At 43.1% G+C, this 15719-nt stretch carries 13 protein-coding genes; 7 read left to right on the top strand and 6 right to left on the bottom strand.

Annotated features, from left to right (window positions below; genetic code table 11):
* Positions 1–15: 15 nt before the first annotated feature.
* Positions 16–1188 (bottom strand): radical SAM family heme chaperone HemW, encoded by a 1173-nt coding sequence (hemW, locus tag IM473_RS06605; RefSeq protein WP_287659772.1) that lies wholly within the window; start codon positions 1186–1188, stop codon positions 16–18.
* Between the two features lie 373 nt (positions 1189–1561).
* On the opposite strand from hemW, the gene IM473_RS06600 reads away from it, so the two are divergent.
* Positions 1562–2641: a PIN/TRAM domain-containing protein gene (locus IM473_RS06600; RefSeq protein ID WP_045358336.1), complete on the top strand. Its 1080-nt coding sequence runs from the start codon at positions 1562–1564 to the stop codon at positions 2639–2641.
* A gap of 118 nt (positions 2642–2759) precedes the next feature.
* On the opposite strand, the gene IM473_RS06595 is transcribed toward IM473_RS06600, so the two are convergent.
* A complete protein-coding gene (locus IM473_RS06595) occupies positions 2760–3038 on the bottom strand; it encodes a hypothetical protein (protein WP_002778592.1) in 279 nt (92 codons plus the stop codon).
* Between the two features lie 242 nt (positions 3039–3280).
* Between IM473_RS06595 and trmFO the strand changes: the two genes are divergently transcribed.
* On the top strand, positions 3281–4618 hold the full coding sequence (gene trmFO / locus IM473_RS06590) for an FADH(2)-oxidizing methylenetetrahydrofolate--tRNA-(uracil(54)-C(5))-methyltransferase TrmFO (protein WP_287659748.1): 1338 nt from the start codon (positions 3281–3283) through the stop codon (positions 4616–4618).
* 61 nt (positions 4619–4679) lie between these two features.
* The gene (locus IM473_RS06585) at positions 4680–5177 is read left to right on the top strand and encodes a 2TM domain-containing protein (RefSeq protein ID WP_287659747.1); all 498 of its coding nucleotides are present in this window, start codon (positions 4680–4682) and stop codon (positions 5175–5177) included.
* 179 nt (positions 5178–5356) lie between these two features.
* On the opposite strand, the gene mutS is transcribed toward IM473_RS06585, so the two are convergent.
* Positions 5357–8005 (bottom strand): DNA mismatch repair protein MutS, encoded by a 2649-nt coding sequence (gene mutS / locus IM473_RS06580; RefSeq protein WP_287659746.1) that lies wholly within the window; start codon positions 8003–8005, stop codon positions 5357–5359.
* A 294-nt stretch (positions 8006–8299) separates the two neighbouring features.
* Positions 8300–9046, bottom strand: coding sequence for a metallophosphoesterase family protein (locus IM473_RS06575; RefSeq protein ID WP_287659745.1), 747 nt, complete (start codon positions 9044–9046; stop codon positions 8300–8302).
* A gap of 252 nt (positions 9047–9298) precedes the next feature.
* Here IM473_RS06575 and hemF point away from each other — a divergent pair, with 252 nt between their 5' ends.
* The 3 genes from hemF (at position 9299) to IM473_RS06560 (ending at position 13868) form a co-directional block, all read left to right on the top strand.
* Positions 9299–10321, top strand: a complete 1023-nt coding sequence (gene hemF / locus IM473_RS06570; protein ID WP_287659744.1) for an oxygen-dependent coproporphyrinogen oxidase — start codon at positions 9299–9301, stop codon at positions 10319–10321.
* 192 nt (positions 10322–10513) lie between these two features.
* Complete coding sequence (gene tilS / locus IM473_RS06565; RefSeq protein ID WP_287659743.1) at positions 10514–11488, top strand: tRNA lysidine(34) synthetase TilS; 975 nt, start codon at positions 10514–10516, stop codon at positions 11486–11488.
* Between the two features lie 79 nt (positions 11489–11567).
* Entirely contained in the window at positions 11568–13868 is a 2301-nt protein-coding gene (locus IM473_RS06560) for an ATP-dependent helicase (RefSeq protein WP_287659742.1), read from the top strand.
* On the opposite strand, the gene IM473_RS06555 is transcribed toward IM473_RS06560, so the two are convergent.
* Positions 13833–14072, bottom strand: coding sequence for a DUF6737 family protein (locus IM473_RS06555; protein WP_287659741.1), 240 nt, complete (start codon positions 14070–14072; stop codon positions 13833–13835). The two genes, IM473_RS06560 and IM473_RS06555, sit on opposite strands and share 36 nt — an antisense overlap.
* A gap of 126 nt (positions 14073–14198) precedes the next feature.
* Here IM473_RS06555 and IM473_RS06550 point away from each other — a divergent pair, with 126 nt between their 5' ends.
* A complete protein-coding gene (locus IM473_RS06550; protein WP_287659740.1) occupies positions 14199–14765 on the top strand; it encodes a hypothetical protein in 567 nt (188 codons plus the stop codon).
* A gap of 34 nt (positions 14766–14799) precedes the next feature.
* Here the strand turns inward: IM473_RS06550 and IM473_RS06545 are convergent, their stop codons facing one another.
* Positions 14800–15681 (bottom strand): 4-hydroxybenzoate solanesyltransferase, encoded by an 882-nt coding sequence (locus tag IM473_RS06545; protein WP_287659739.1) that lies wholly within the window; start codon positions 15679–15681, stop codon positions 14800–14802.
* Between the last annotated feature and the right edge of the window lie 38 nt (positions 15682–15719).

The raw sequence follows: 15719 nt of genomic DNA, 5'->3' as shown, positions 1-15719 counted from the left end.
AAATATAGTTTCTAACTATTGCCAGCGATCAAATAAATCGGTTAAAACTAGATTAGAAAACAAAAAACCTTCGGGGTCGCTTAATCTGACCCTGCTATCCCCCTCAATTATTACTAAATTACGCTGTTTATGCGGCTCTAAGACCTCTAAAATTGCTTTTTTGATTTCCGAACCAAAATTAGCTTCAATCGCGGGTAAACTCACCCCTGACCCTAACCTTAACCCTAGCATCAAGGTTTCGAGAAGATCATCGATCAAACTATTTTTCTCCACGTCAATCTGACAGCCTTCTTTTACCCAAGCGAAATAGTCGCGACTTTTGCGCGGACGGGTAAAACGTTGTTGATGAAGATAACTAGCAGCCCCCATACCAAAGCCATAATAGGGACGATTTTCCCAGTAAACTCGATTATGTCGGCATTGATAACCCGGTTTAGCATAGTTAGAAATCTCGTAATGTTGATAACCGGCTAAAGCTAGTTTTTCACCGGCTAAAACATACATTTTCGCCGTGGTTTCATCATCGGGTAAGGGTTTTTTCCCCGGTTGATACTGTTTACCGAAAGGAGTAACCGCTTCTAAGACCAAATCGTAACAGGAAAGATGGGCCGGTTGCAGTTCGATCGCTTTTTCTAGGGAATTTTCCCAATCTGTCAGGGTTTGTTGTGGCAATCCTGAAATCAAATCCAAACTATAGTTAACTATTCCCAATCCCTGAATTAATTCCACTGCCTGATAGATATCCTTAACGGTATGCGATCGACCAGAAACCTGTAATAATGGTTCTTGAAAAGCCTGTACTCCTAAACTAACCCGATTGACTCCCGCGCTAACATAACCCTGTAATTGTTCTAAACTAAAGGTAGCCGGATCAATCTCCATAGAAATCTCTATATCGGCGGCAAAATCAAACTTTTTGGCTAAAGTATCCAGAATTGCTCTTAATAATTCCACCGGTAATAGGGAAGGAGTCCCCCCCCCAAAAAAAATTGTTTCTAGGGGTTTCCCCGTCCCCTGACTAAGGCTAATTTCTTCTTGTAATATTTCCACATACTCCACCACAGGGGGAAAAGTCGCCGGATTGGTGCGATTACCGACGACAAAAATCGGGAAATCACAGTAAAAACAGCGCCGACGACAAAAGGGAATATGAATATAAACCGAGGTTACGGGGTGAAAATAGGGCATTAAAGCAGTTATCAGTGAACAGTAATCAGTAATCAGTGAACTCATACAGCCTTTCTCGTCAAGGTGAGGTACAGACTAAGCCTTGCTAATCAAGTATTTTAGCTGCAAGAACGAACCTCATCTATCTGAGAAACGCTGTAACTCGTATCTGATGACTGATAACTAATAACTGATAACTGATTCAAGGCTGACTCCCAACGGCTATAATTTCGTTTATCTTCGTTAAGATGTATTATGGCTGGGGAGAACATCTCCTAGAATGAAAGCAACTTTCCCGACACAAATTAGGAGAAGCCCACGGATATAATGTAAAAGTATCCATACTCATTATTTTCTACCGTCATTCCCCTCTATCCCCTCTGGTATTATCCCCATGCTTGATGCCGTCATAATTTTACTATTCGTCTTCGCTATTGCCAGTATTGGTTATAGTGGTGTGGACTTGCTGCCGGTTGCTGTCCAGTCGCAAATCAGCAATATTGAAGCTTTACGCTGGTTATCGGCGGGTTTTGCCTCAATTATTGGTTTAGCTCTTGGTTTAGTTGCCCAAACTACCTATCGTCGTCTAGAAACCCAAGTAAGACAAACTCCGATCGAAGTTATTTTAACCCGTTCGGTCGGTCTAGTTATCGGTTTGTTAATTGCTAATCTGATCTTAGCCCCGATTTTCTTCCTACCGATTCCCAGAGAATTCTCGTTTATTAAGCCGATAATCGCCATTTTAGGCAGTATTATGTTTTCCTATCTGGGGGTTAGTTTAGCTGATACCCACGGTCGCACTTTTTTGCGTCTGATTAACCCCAATAGTATGGAATCAATTTTAGTGGCAGAAGGAACCCTGCAAGCGGCCGCCACCAAAGTTGTGGACACCAGTTGTATTATCGATGGTCGTATCGAACAATTGTTAGACACGGGATTTATCGAAGGACAGATACTCATTCCCCAATTTATCCTTCAGGAATTGCAACAGTTAGCGGATGGCAGTAATGACCAAAAACGAGTTAGAGGAAGACGCGGATTAGATATCTTAAACCGGATGCAGCAAGAATTCCCTGATCGCATTATCATTCATCCCGCCGATTATGAGGATATTAGCACCGTAGATGCTAAATTGGTCCATCTTGCCCAAGAAATTAACGCCACCTTGCTCACTAACGATTATAATCTCAGTAAAGTGGCCAATCTGCAAAAAGTCACCATCTTGAATGTCAACGATCTCGCCCAAGCAGTACGCCCGATCTACTTACCCGGGGATACTTTGGATCTGAAAATTCTCAAAGCAGGAAAAGAACCCACCCAAGGCATCGGTTATCTAGAAGATGGCACGATGGTGGTGGTAGAAGAAGGGAAAGATTATCTAGGGGGAGAATTGCGGGTAGTGGTGACATCTGCACTACAAACCTCGGCCGGACGGATGATTTTTGCTAAACCCCAAAATTCCCTAATTGCCTAAAGGTAATAAAACCCAAAAAAGCCTCAAATACAGAGCCAGAGGGGATTGTATTTGAGGTATTTTATTTTTTAAGGGAAGTTAAGTCACCAATCGAACTATCTAGCCAATTGATACCTAATTAAGCTGGTTTATTGATTACAGCCATGGACTGACGAGCAAAACCGAAATAACTATCCCAGAATTGTTTCTGACTATCGAGGGCAACTTTGGTGGCGGTTTCTTGGGCGGTTAGATAGGATTTCACCCATTCTTGTTGATATTCGAGGGATTTAACCAAAGTTTCCGGAAACTCAAACACTGGTGTAGTCGAGGGAAGACCATTACCCCAAGCGGACAGAAGCATTTTCTGCCATTCGGCTAGGTATTTTTGGTATTCCTCAAGATAATTGGTGTTCATAGAAGTCAAACCGCTAACTAGCCCATCTGGACGGAGATGGTGAGAAAGTGGGGCGGTGTTGCCACCTTCTCGAAAGCAAAACCGGTGCAGAGATAAAATATAATATTCTATCCCCTCCTTAATTATAACCTGAGTTTGCGATCAGCCCCAATCTTTATGCGATCGCCGTCAGCCCAGCCTATTTTTTTGGTGACTCGGAACTAACGCTAAAATAATCCTACTCTAGCCATTTTCTCCCAACTATGATCGATCGCCCTATTCATGTAATTGGTGGAGGATTAGCGGGGACTGAGGCGGCGTGGCAGATAGCCCAAGCAGGTATTCCCGTGATCCTGTACGAAATGCGCCCAATTCGCTCTAGTCCTGCCCACCATAGCCAATTTTTAGCCGAATTAGTCTGTAGTAACTCCTTTGGTGCCATGGCGGTGGATCGCGCCACCGGGTTACTCCATGAAGAATTACGACGCTTAAATTCTCTAGTTATTGCTCAGGCCGATCAGCACAGTGTCCCCGCAGGAGGGGCTTTAGCGGTCGATAGAGGGGTCTTTAGTCGAAATTTGACGGAAATCTTGGCTAACCACCCTCTAGTCACCTTAAAACGTCAGGAGATCACGGAAATACCCCGGGATGGTATCGTCGTTTTAACCACTGGACCGTTAACCAGTGCTGCTTTAGCCGCAGATCTGCAAAATTTTGCCGGACTGGACTATCTGAGTTTTTTTGATGCCGCTAGTCCGATTATTCTAGGGGAATCTATTGATCAATCGATCGCTTTTCTGGCCTCTCGTTACGATAAAGGTGAGGCCGCCTATCTCAATTGTCCCATGGATCGGGAACAATACCTGCACTTCTGGCAAGAGTTAAAACAGGCAGAACAAGCAGAATTAAAGGATTTTGAGCGAGAAAATGCCAAATTTTTCGAGGCTTGTCTGCCAATCGAAGAATTAGCCTGTCGGGGAGAGGATACCATGCGTTTTGGTCCCCTGAAACCGGTGGGATTAGCGGATCCCAGATATCCGGATCAACGTCCCTACGCAGTTATACAGTTGCGAATGGAAGATAAAGCGGGGCAATTGTGGAATATGGTGGGATTTCAAACTAATTTAAAATGGGGTGAACAAACACGGGTTTTCCGTCTGATTCCGGGGTTAGAAAAGGCCGAATTTGTCCGCATGGGGGTGATGCACAAAAACACCTTTATCAATTCTCCCCAGTTATTATCCTCCAGTCTCCAGTTTAAATCGCGACCGACGCTGTTAGCGGCAGGACAGTTAATCGGCACGGAAGGCTATACGGCTGCGGCTGCTGGGGGATGGTTAGCGGGAACTAATGCCGCTCGTTTAGCTTTAGGATTAGAAACGGTGACATTGCCAACCACAACGATGATGGGGTCATTATTTGAGTTTATCAGCAGTGCCGAACCGAAACATTTTCAACCGATGCCGCCAAATTTTGGCATTTTGCCGAATTTTACCAGAAAAATCCGCAATAAACGGGAACGTTACGGTCAATATGCCGAGCGCTCTTTGCAGGATTTAGAAGCATGGATGAATCAGTTAAAAACTCCCTGTCTCGTCTAACTGTCAATCGCTAAATCGATCGCCCATAATAGAGAAGGAACCTATTTCTTTCTCTATCGCTATGCCAAACCCCGATTTTTTCCCTCCCCAATCCTACAGTCAAGAGGATGTGCAGGAAATTCTCTATTTGGCTATCTCCCGTCAAGGGGATAAGGGAGAAATTACCCGTCAACAGTTGTTAGAAATTGCCGACGATTTAGCTATTGAAGTTAAAGACTTAGAAGCGGCGGAAAAGGACTGGCAAGAGTCAAAAATGGTCAGTTATAAACGGCAAGAATTCGATCGCTTTCGTCGCGAGGAGCTAAAAAATAAAACCGTTCGCTATCTGATTATTAATAGTTTTTTTATTATCATTAATTTAATTAGTGCGGGAACAATTTCTTGGGCAATTTATATCTTTTTGCTGATGGGTTTACCTCTTTCTCTCTCGGCTTGGAAAACTTTTCAAAATCAAGGTATTGCCTACGAAGAGGCATTTAAACGCTGGAAAATTAAGGAGGAAATGAAAGAGTCTTTTACCAATCTTTGGACTCAAATTAAAAAGTTTTTACAGTTTTAATATTGTTGCCAAATTAAGCCTTTTTTGTTTTTGTAAACCACAGAGACACAAAGGACACAAAGTTGAGTTTTCCACGACTACTTAAGTAGCTGGTTATAATTAAATTAAAAATGGATTTTAGGTTCGATCCCCCCTGCCCCCCTTGATAAGGGCGGTGTCTGACAACTTTTAACACCTACCTACTTACTGTCATCAAAAATATCTAACTGCTGCAGAGACGGGGAATTATCCGATTTAACTGGTTTAATTTTCTTAATTCCTTGACGCAAACCGATAGCAATTTTACTATGTTTTTCGATTTGACCCATCACCTGCATGGCACGATCGATCACAGAAGCTGGTAAACCGGCTAATCTCCCCGCTTCGATACCGTAGGACTTATCCGCGCCTCCCGGTCGTACTTGGTGCAAAAATACTATCTCATGGGGTAATTCTTTGACCGTTACCTGATAATTGGCTACATTCTCTAAAATTGAGGCTAATTCGTTTAGTTCGTGGTAGTGAGTGGCGAAAATCGTCCGCGATTGCAGTACCGTGGCTAAATACTCCGCCACAGACCAAGCTATGGATAACCCGTCAAAAGTGGCTGTCCCCCGGCCAATTTCGTCTAATAATACTAATGATCTGTCCGTGGCGTGATTGAGAATATTGGCAGTTTCGTTCATTTCCACCATAAAGGTGGATTGGCCAGTAGCGAGGTCATCCACAGCCCCCACCCGGGTGAAAATGCGATCGCAGATGGAGATTTTGGCCGACTTTGCCGGGACAAAACTACCAGTTTGGGCCAACAATTGAATTAATCCCACCTGTCGCAGATAACAACTTTTGCCACTAGCATTGGGACCGGTGAGAATAATCAAGTCGGGATATTCTAAACCTTCCTGATTGCCCAAATTAATCGAATTCGGCACAAAAAAGCCGGCCCCAAGGGATTGTTCCACCACGGGATGACGACCATCTTTAATATCGATAAGACGACCATCGGCGATTTCTGGGCGACAATATCCCTGATAAACGGCGATTTCTGCCAATGCTGCCAACACATCCAAAGCGGCGACTTTTGTGGCCACTTCCCGAATTTCTGGGGAAAATTCGGCCACTTGACGGCGTAAATCGCTAAAAATCTCGTATTCTAACTTATTTAATTCATCTACTGCCGTCAGAATTATATTTTCTTTCTCCTTTAACTCGGTGGTGATATAACGTTCCTCATTGACTAAAGTTTGCTTACGCACATAATCTTTTGGGGCGAAATCGGCTTTACTGCGGGGTAAACTGATATAATAACCGAAAGTTTTGTTATAATTAACCTTAAGGTTACTGATACCCGTTCTTTCTTTCTCTGTCGTCTCTAGATTCTTAAACCAATCGATTACTTCCTGATAGTCGCGCCGCAGGGCATCCAATTGGGCATCAATTCCCTCGCGAATCACCCCCCCTTCCTTCAGATGCAGCGGAGGAGATTCCACCAGATGCGCTATCACCTGCTGGCCTAATTTTTCTAAATCGGCGGGAATTTGCTGTAAAGCTTGCAAATAGGGCGAATTTCCCGAAGCGACCAAAGCCGCTAAATCGGCTAATTTGACTAAAGATGCCGCTAGGGAAAGTAAATCGCGGGCGTTAGCGGTTCCTGCACCAACACGACCGCTTAAACGTTCTATATCGTAGATTTCCCTTAATTTTTGCCGAATATCTTGGCGCAAGGAGGGATTATCCTTTAACTCTTGGATAGTATCTTGACGGGCGCGAATACCGCGAGAATCTAAGAGAGGTTGCAGTAACCAACGACGTAAAGCGCGACTACCCATGGCCGTACAAGTGCGATCAATCGCCCATAATAGAGAACCATAGAAGCTACCATCGCGCACCGTTTGGGTAATTTCAAGGTTACGACGGGTTTGCCCATCTAAAATCAAAAATTCCGAGATAGAGTAGGTTTTTAAAGGTTGTAGGGGGACTTGATTGGCTTTTTGGGTATCTTCAATGTATTCTAAGAGGCCTCCGGCGGCGCGAATAGCAAGGGGTAAATGTTCGCAGCCCATCCCCTCTAGGGAACGCATTTTATAGGTGATTAAGAGACGATTTTTCGCCTCTGTGAGAGTAAAGATATTTTGGGGACGGAGAGAATAACAAAAACTATCGGGTAAACAGGGGGGGAGATGGTCTGATTTTTCCCCGGGGCGCAAAATACGGTTTAAATCGGGGGCATTGATGGGAAAAAGGATTTCCGAGGGCTGTAAACGGGTTAATTCTAGGCTTAAAGCCGTTAAATCACTGGCTTGGGTGGTGTAGAATTCTCCGGTGGAGATGTCTGCATAGGCTAATCCCCAATTTTCTCCGGTAATCACCACAGCAGCTAGAAAATTATTCTTTTTTGCGTTTAACATTCCCTCATCGGTGAGGGTTCCGGGGGTGAGCAGTTTGGTGATAGCGCGTTCTACGAGTCGTTTTTCGGCGGCTGCTTCCGTTGAATCTTCCACTTGGTCACAAATCGCCACCGCATAGCCTTTTTCCACCAATAAACGACTATAGCGCTCTAGGGCATGGTGGGGAACCCCGGTCATGGCGACTCTCCCAATCCCTTTACCCCCTTCCTTGCTGGTGAGAACTAATTCTAATTCTCTGGAGATAATCACCGCATCCTGAAAGAAACACTCGAAAAAATCGCCCACACGATAGAGTAAAAGGGCATTGGGATAGGTTTCTTTTACCTCCACATAATGCTGGTACATGGGGGTGAGTTTATCGCGATCGAGTCCGCGATAATCACGATGGGGATCTTTATTGGTAGCCGGTGGTTCTAGGGGAAAATCCGAGGGGAGAGTCATGGGTGAAAGAAAGCTGGACAATTCTTTATTCAATTTACCGCTCTTGAGAACCTACGATCAAAGAATCCCAATAGCCTAAGCTGCTGGTTCCTGTTATCCAACCCAGAGATTAACATCTGAGCTATCTGGGTGGATTTTATATCATACTAAATCCAGTTATTAAAAACTGATTATGTATTCCCCCTTTTGCCTCTTGCCTCTTGCCTTTTGCCTGTCCTTATAAGTAGCCTATGCTCAACGGATTTATTATCACTCCCCGTCCGAGAATTATATTTTTGTTAATAACAGTTATTTTTAAGGGGTGGGCTGCACTCTTTTAGTATAGACTTCGGCAGGATTAATTGAGGTGGTTATATCTTCTAAATCGAATTTTCGCAGGGTTTTATCTTTGGTATTAACCTGATAAACCAAACGATTAGTGATATCTAATCCAGTTAACCAATTACTGTGGGAATGATAGGCTCCCGTGTCGATATCTAGCCAACCGGCACCGGCGACTAATTGCCCCGGATTTACCCCCGGAAAAGTAAAAGTAATCGTGTGGCCAGTGATAATTAATTTATCACTAAAAAAAGGTTCCGGCATACTGTGGAATTCATCGCGGATCCAACAAAAATGAGTAGCATCTTGTTCTTCGAGGGGTAAATGGGGATGAACCCCAGCATGAACCAGCCAAATATCGCCTAAATCGAGGTAAAGAGGCAAGGTTTTCAGCCAATCGATGTGATCTTGCGGTATTTTGTGGTTATAGCTAAAAAGAGTAGTATTACCGCCATTATAAAGCCAACCTGGCAACATTTCCCCCATCATTCTTTGGCTGCCCAACACTTCTAGCAGCATCTGTTCATGATTGCCCAATAGACAACGATAGCGGTGTTGACGGACAAATTCAACCACTTGGGCGCTATTGGGACCACGATCAATTAAATCGCCCAAGAAATAAACCGGTTCCTTTTCTTGAGGCGCGATTGTTTCCATTAGCTGCAAAAGAGCATCGTATTGACCGTGAACGTCACCGATGATGATTCGACGGGAGGGCATAGTGGTAAAAATTGGGGGTCTGTGTTATTGTCTCTTGGTCGGGACTAATTCTAATATGCCCAGTTGAGACTTAGAAATTAACATTGATTTAGGGGAAATGGGGAAATGGGGGAATTCAACTAAAACCCTAAAACCCCAACACCCAACTCCCAACACCTAACCGGTCTAAATGTTAAGTTAAGTATCGAAGAGCGTCCGTTTCATCACCCAGTAGTAATATAATCACTGAGTTATCAACTTTGATCCTTGAGTATGACTGCATTCACCACAACCCCCACCCTTAGCAATTTGCCCGCCAGTGACAGCCGTAGCCGCGTCAGTGAATTTATGAAATCCCTACAGGATGAAATTTGTCGGGGATTAGAAGAAGTGGATGGACAAGCAAAATTTATCGAAGATAGTTGGCAACGGCCCGAAGGTGGCGGCGGACGTTCGCGAGTTTTGCGGGAAGGGGCAATTTTTGAACAAGCAGGGGTGAATTTTTCGGAAGTTTGGGGGAAAGAATTACCTCCTAGCATTGCCAAACAACGGCCCGAGGCTGCCGGTCATCAATTTTATGCCACGGGAACCTCGATGGTTTTGCATCCTCACAATCCTTATATTCCCACGGTTCACCTCAATTATCGCTATTTTGAAGCAGGTCCGGTTTGGTGGTTTGGCGGTGGCGCTGATTTAACTCCCTACTATGCTTTTGAAGAAGATGCTAGTCATTTTCACCGCACTTTTAAACAGGTTTGCGACCAACATCATCCCGAATATTATCCCGTTTTTAAACGCTGGTGTGATGAATATTTTTATCTCAATCATCGTCAGGAAGCCAGAGGCATCGGCGGGATTTTCTTTGATTACCAAGACGGTTTAGACCCTCTCTATCGTGGTCCTTTTGCCGAAAGTGATGCCGCTATCTATTCAGAAAAATTATCTCCCCAACAACCGCGCAACTGGGAAGAAATTTTTAGTTTCATTAATGACTGTGGCCGAGCTTTTCTACCCGCTTACGTTCCCATTGTCCAGAAACGGCGCTCGACGGAATACGGTGACAGAGAACGTCAGTTTCAACTCTATCGTCGCGGTCGTTATGTAGAATTTAATTTAGTTTATGATCGTGGCACAATTTTTGGGTTGCAAACTAACGGTCGTACCGAATCAATTTTGATGTCTTTACCTCCTTTAGTCCGTTGGGAATACTGTTATCAACCTGCACCCAACACCCCAGAAGCAAAACTCTATGATGTCTTCCTAAAACCCCAAGATTGGGTTAATTGGCCAGGTTAAATCAGTTATCAGTTATCAGTTATCAGTTATCAGTTATCAGTTATCAGTTATCAGTTATCAGTTATCAGTTATCAGAAGATTGCTTTTATTTATTCTTCCCAATTCCCAATTCATAATTCATAATTCATAATTCATAATTCCTTCTCCCGTTCTAGTTATCTGTCATTTGTCAAGTAAATAAATCTAAAAATTTTGGCTAATTTTTGGACACCTCTCCATACTCGTCTGGAAACCACGGTGAAAAAGGGACAATTACTACCTAAAAATGCGTCTCTGTTAGTGGCATTGTCGGCAGGTCAGGATTCCCTCTGTTTAGGTCAATTATTGCTGGATTTGCGCTCTCGTTGGGGTTGGCAACTAGCGCTCGCTCATTGTGATCACCGTTGGTCCTACGACGGAGGATTAGTGGATCATCTGCAGAAAATCGCCGAAATTTGGCAATTACCTGTTTATATTGCCACCGCACCTCCCATGGCGGAAACGGAAGCCAAAGCCCGACAATGGCGTTATCAAGCTTTACAAACAATCGCCCAAGAACAGGGTTTTAATTATCTTCTCACGGCACACACGAGGAGCGATCGAGCGGAAACTTTCCTTTATAATCTCATGCGCGGAGCCGGTAGTGATGGACTTTCTGCCTTAACTTGGTGGACAAGTTTAACCCCAGATATTTTTTTAGTCCGTCCCCTCTTAAATGTTACTCGCGGGGAAACTTTCGCTTTTTGTCAAAGTCGAGAATTACCGATCTGGTATGATCGAGCTAATGAAAATTTACGCTATGCTCGCAATCGCATCCGTCTGGAATTATTACCCTACCTGCAAACTAATTTAAATCCCCAAATCGAAAAACATCTCGCCCAAACTGCTGAAATTTTGGAAGCAGAAAGCGATTATTTAGATAGTATTGCCCGGGATATTTTTCGTCAGGTTATCGATCTAGATCAACAAAGACTCGATCGCTCCCCTTTACAAATTCTACCTCTAGCGATACAAAGACGAGTGATTCGTTTATTTTTGGCTCAATATTTACCCTCATCGCCTAATTTTGCCGAAGTTGAGTCAGTGGTTAATCTCATTACTGGTGTTAATCGCGATGCCACTTCCTCCTTAACCGGCAAAATTCGGGTAGAAGTACAACAAAATTGGCTACATATCAGTGATCAGTGATCAGTTATCAGATTACAGTTTTAAGTGGACAGTGTTAATAGTAATACAATTAAACTAAAAATAAAATTGGCGTAGAATAATGAGCGAAACTAAAGTAATTAATCGAGAAAATTTACTGGTCAATCTCCGGCGACAACTGCGTGCAGGACAACAGGAATTAGCCGATTGGCAAGGGGGAAAAATGGCCATTTCTGCGGTGCCGGGGGCGGGAAAATCCCACAGTTTAGCCGTAGCTGCCGCTATGGTTATTGCTCGTGAGCAACTTCATGCTAAAAAACAGTTAATTATTGTCACCTACACGCGCTCGGCTGCCGCTAGTATTAAAGCTAAAATTAAACAACGCTTGCAAGATTTACAACTTTCGGCCCAAGGTTTCAGCGTTCAAACACTGCACGGACTGGCTCTACAATTGGCCCGTCGTTACCCAGAATTATCGGGATTAGACCTCGAATCTTCTACCTTAGTTATTCCGACTCCTAGCCACAGAATTATTAGAAACTCGGTGGAAAAATGGCTAATTGCCGATCCAATTCGTTATCAAAAGTTATTAGAAGGAGTGGAATTTGATGGGGAAGAAACCGAAAGATTACGCCGTCAATCGGTGCTGAGAACCGAAATTTTACCTAGTCTTGCCTATACGGCCATTCATGAGCTAAAAAGTTCGGGATTATCACCGCAGCAAGTCTGGGAATTAAGCCACTACACCGACGATAATTATCAAATTCTCGCTATTGCTAGTGGTTTGTACCAACAGTATGAAATCCTGATGCGTCAGAAAAACTATATAGATTATGATGACATGATTTTAGGAGCCTTGCGAGTATTAGAGGAAGAAAAAATTCGCCGACAATGGCAAAAATCTGTCTTTGGAGTTTTTGAAGATGAGGCACAGGATTCTAGTCCTCTCCAAGAAAAACTAATTACTATTTTAGCAAAAAATAATGACAGGGAAACACCTAATTTAATTCGCGTCGGCGATCCCAATCAAGCGATTAATTCTACCTTTACGCCCGCCGATCCTGTTTACTTTAATTGGTTTTGTGAAAGTTGTCAAAACGAAGGCAATTTATCGACTATGAACCAAGCAGGTCGCAGCAATACTAAAATTATTGAAGCTGCTAATTTAGTTTTACAATGGGTCGATCGAGATTGGAAACAGGGAAAAGATAATCATAAAGTTACCGAGGCTCCTTTTCGGGTTCAAGGGATTATTCCCGTCAGTGCTGAAGATCCCCAACCTAATCCAATCAAGGAGGGAAAAGGATTAGAAATTTATCAACCCGATGACATTTATCAAACAGTGGAATTAATTGAAAAACGTCTAGTTAAATTATTCCAAGAAAATCCTCAACATAATGCCGCTATTCTCGTTAGAGAAAATCGACAAGGACACTTTTTTGCTCAAAAATTCGCCCATTTTTATAAAAGTTATCAAATCAGAATTTTTGAAGCTAACGAGATTGATCGCTTTTCCCAAATTCCCGCCGAAATGCTGAAACTATTAGCTTTTGTCGAACGTCCCCACTCTCCCGATTATCTCAAAGCGGCTTTAGAAGTGCTACAATTTAGGGGTTTAATTACTGCCCAAGACTTAAATCCTTTAGTTACCTATCCCGAACAATTTCTTTATCCCACTCCCCTCGATCCTGAACTGAAATCTAACGAAAAAATCGCCCGTCGTTATTGCTGCAGTTTACTAAAAGCTAGATTAGAATTACCCCATTATCAACTCCTGTCTTTTTTCGCTATGACTCTCCAATATTCAGGGTCAGAATTAGCCACATTGCAAAAATTAACCGCCCGTATTTATCAGGAAACTGCTGGTAATAGTTCTCTCAAAAATACCATTAATACTCTCAATGAAATTATCGCCTCTGAGCGCTTTGAAGGGGTGGAAGAAGATAACGATGATTGTTATACTCGTCCCGGACAACTGACAATTATTACTATGCACAAAGCCAAGGGTTTAGACTGGGATTATGTTTTTATTCCCTTTCTTCATGAAGATATTATTCCTGGCAAACCTTGGGTACCCAATGGGGCGAAATTTTTGGGAGATTTTACCCTCGCAGAAGTGGCACGAGCGCAAATTCGAGCAGCGGTTCATCAACGCTATTTAAACCCCGACAGCATACCAATTATTCCCCCACCTTTAAGCGCTTGGTTAGAAGCTGGACAACTTAAAAAAGCTGAAGAATACCGACTTCTATATGTAGCGATGACGCGAGCAAAAAGACTTTTATGGATGTCGAGTGAAAAAAAAGCTCCTTTCCGTTGGAACACTTTTCGCGCGGATGAAAGTAGTCAATTACAGGATAAAAATCCCTGTCCTGTCTTTCCTGTTTTAATCAATGCTTTCCCCGATTCTTTCTGTGTTTAACTGTTGCTGCAGCGTCCTTGGATAAAGAATTAGGAAGACAAACCACCAGAGGAGTATAGGAATAGATAGGAGTAGAGTTAACCAGAGACGCTGAGTTAAAAACCAACACCCAGTAATCAGGGTAATTCCTGTCAACAGAATCGACCAAGGTTGACACCAACGGGGTTTGTGATCCCAAACGTTATCGGATTTCGAGTTAGACATTGGTTAAGGTTCGGTAATTTACTAACTTGATTTTATCGTACCTGACTATTCAGATCACTGCTATAATTTTGGGTAATTCTATCCATAGATTTTCTTATCTCTAGACAAACTAAGCTAAATTTTCCTATGATTGATGTCTTTTACCCGATTCCCAAGCTGTTAGATACTATTCTGACAGAGATTTATGCTGAAAATCGCCGTAAACATGAAGAAAGAATGGCAGAATTACAAATAATCTCTAATTCCTCCCTTCGCGATGCCTACGCTCAACAGCTATTATTAGATCGATTTCTTGCCCCCGTGGAAAATGCTCAACATAGCATTCAAAATGCCGCTAAACACGCTCAGTATATGGCAGAAATAGTTAATTATTATCATCACGATCACGGCTGTAGTCAAGAGCAAGCTCAAGAAATATCCCGTCAATTTCGGGTTTTAGCGGTTAAAATTTCGCACATTGACTCTCTTTACGATTTAAAAATCATTTATCAATTAGTTACTGGTTTCACCCAGCAATTATCAAGATTTAAACACCGAGAAAGAAATTATTCTTGGGAAAGGGAAATCAGAAAGGGCATTTTAGATCCCTTAAATACCTGCATTGCTGTGGAGAAAAATTTTCAAAGACGGATAGCTTTGATGACTGGTGAACCCGCATCGGCTACGGTAATGGGATTATTAGAGTCAGAATAGACAAACTGACTCTAGGGACATTTTTGGGGGAGTTTTAATACAAAGTTCCCCCAATCATAGCCGCTAATAAAATAAAACCGACCCAAACATTTTCACCGAACATTTGACCATAAACTGGTTTAGGTAAATCCGATTGACGTAACAGCCGGTATTGACGCAACCAAGCGATCGCCGCTAGAACCAACCCTAGCCAAAAAAAGGCTGATAACTGCATTTTTTGCCCCTCCCAAGCCAATAAACCCACTGTCAGGGCAAAAAAGACCCCCACGGCTTCTGGAGCGTATTTACCGAAAAATATGGCACTAGAGTTAATACCAACCTTGAGATCATCCTCTCGATCGGACAAAGCATAAATTGTATCAAATGCCAATGTCCAAAAAATCACCGCTCCCCATAATATAAATGTATTACTATTTAAGGACCCGGTGACGGCACTCCAACAGATTAAAACGGCAAAACCCCAAGCGAGAGAAAGAACCAATTGGGGTACAGGAAAAAAACGCTTGGCGAGAGGATAGCAGATAATCAAAGGAACGGCAGCCAAACATAGGCAAAAACTCAGGAAATTGAGATATAAAGCTAAAATTGCGGCGCAAAAGAAAGCAATCAGAGCGATAATCAAACCAACCTTGATCGATAAAGCTCTGGCCGCTAAAGGACGGTTACGAGTGCGATCGACCTGTGGATCGATATCCCGATCCCAAAGATCGTTAACCACACAGCCGGCAGCGCTAGTAGCCAAAGTTCCCAAAACGATCACCCCGATCAAGGGTAGCGGTGGCACCCCCTCTGCCGCCAAAAATACCGCCCATAAAGCGGGAATCATCAAAATTAACCTACCGGCGGGTTTATCCCAGCGCAAGAGGCGAATAATCGTCATCCAAGTGGGTTCTAGATCGGGTTGGGATATAGTCATAATTTCTCGTAAAAAGTAGAAACTAGGAGTTAAGGGGA

The organism is Microcystis sp. M015S2, from assembly GCF_020245945.1.
GTDB lineage: Bacteria > Cyanobacteriota > Cyanobacteriia > Cyanobacteriales > Microcystaceae > Microcystis.
This window is presented reverse-complemented; position numbering and strand designations above follow the sequence as displayed.

What these genes read in the sequence shown, in the direction of transcription:
- hemW (WP_287659772.1), bottom strand. Translation starts at nt 1,188, where the DNA reads ATGCCCTATTTTCACCCCGTAACCTCGGTTTATATTCATATTCCCTTT.
- IM473_RS06600 (WP_045358336.1), top strand. Translation starts at nt 1,562, where the DNA reads ATGCTTGATGCCGTCATAATTTTACTATTCGTCTTCGCTATTGCCAGT.
- IM473_RS06595 (WP_002778592.1), bottom strand. Translation starts at nt 3,038, where the DNA reads ATGAACACCAATTATCTTGAGGAATACCAAAAATACCTAGCCGAATGG.
- trmFO (WP_287659748.1), top strand. Translation starts at nt 3,281, where the DNA reads ATGATCGATCGCCCTATTCATGTAATTGGTGGAGGATTAGCGGGGACT.
- IM473_RS06585 (WP_287659747.1), top strand. Translation starts at nt 4,680, where the DNA reads ATGCCAAACCCCGATTTTTTCCCTCCCCAATCCTACAGTCAAGAGGAT.
- mutS (WP_287659746.1), bottom strand. Translation starts at nt 8,005, where the DNA reads ATGACTCTCCCCTCGGATTTTCCCCTAGAACCACCGGCTACCAATAAA.
- IM473_RS06575 (WP_287659745.1), bottom strand. Translation starts at nt 9,046, where the DNA reads ATGCCCTCCCGTCGAATCATCATCGGTGACGTTCACGGTCAATACGAT.
- hemF (WP_287659744.1), top strand. Translation starts at nt 9,299, where the DNA reads ATGACTGCATTCACCACAACCCCCACCCTTAGCAATTTGCCCGCCAGT.
- IM473_RS06560 (WP_287659742.1), top strand. Translation starts at nt 11,568, where the DNA reads ATGAGCGAAACTAAAGTAATTAATCGAGAAAATTTACTGGTCAATCTC.
- IM473_RS06555 (WP_287659741.1), bottom strand. Translation starts at nt 14,072, where the DNA reads ATGTCTAACTCGAAATCCGATAACGTTTGGGATCACAAACCCCGTTGG.
- IM473_RS06550 (WP_287659740.1), top strand. Translation starts at nt 14,199, where the DNA reads ATGATTGATGTCTTTTACCCGATTCCCAAGCTGTTAGATACTATTCTG.
- IM473_RS06545 (WP_287659739.1), bottom strand. Translation starts at nt 15,681, where the DNA reads ATGACTATATCCCAACCCGATCTAGAACCCACTTGGATGACGATTATT.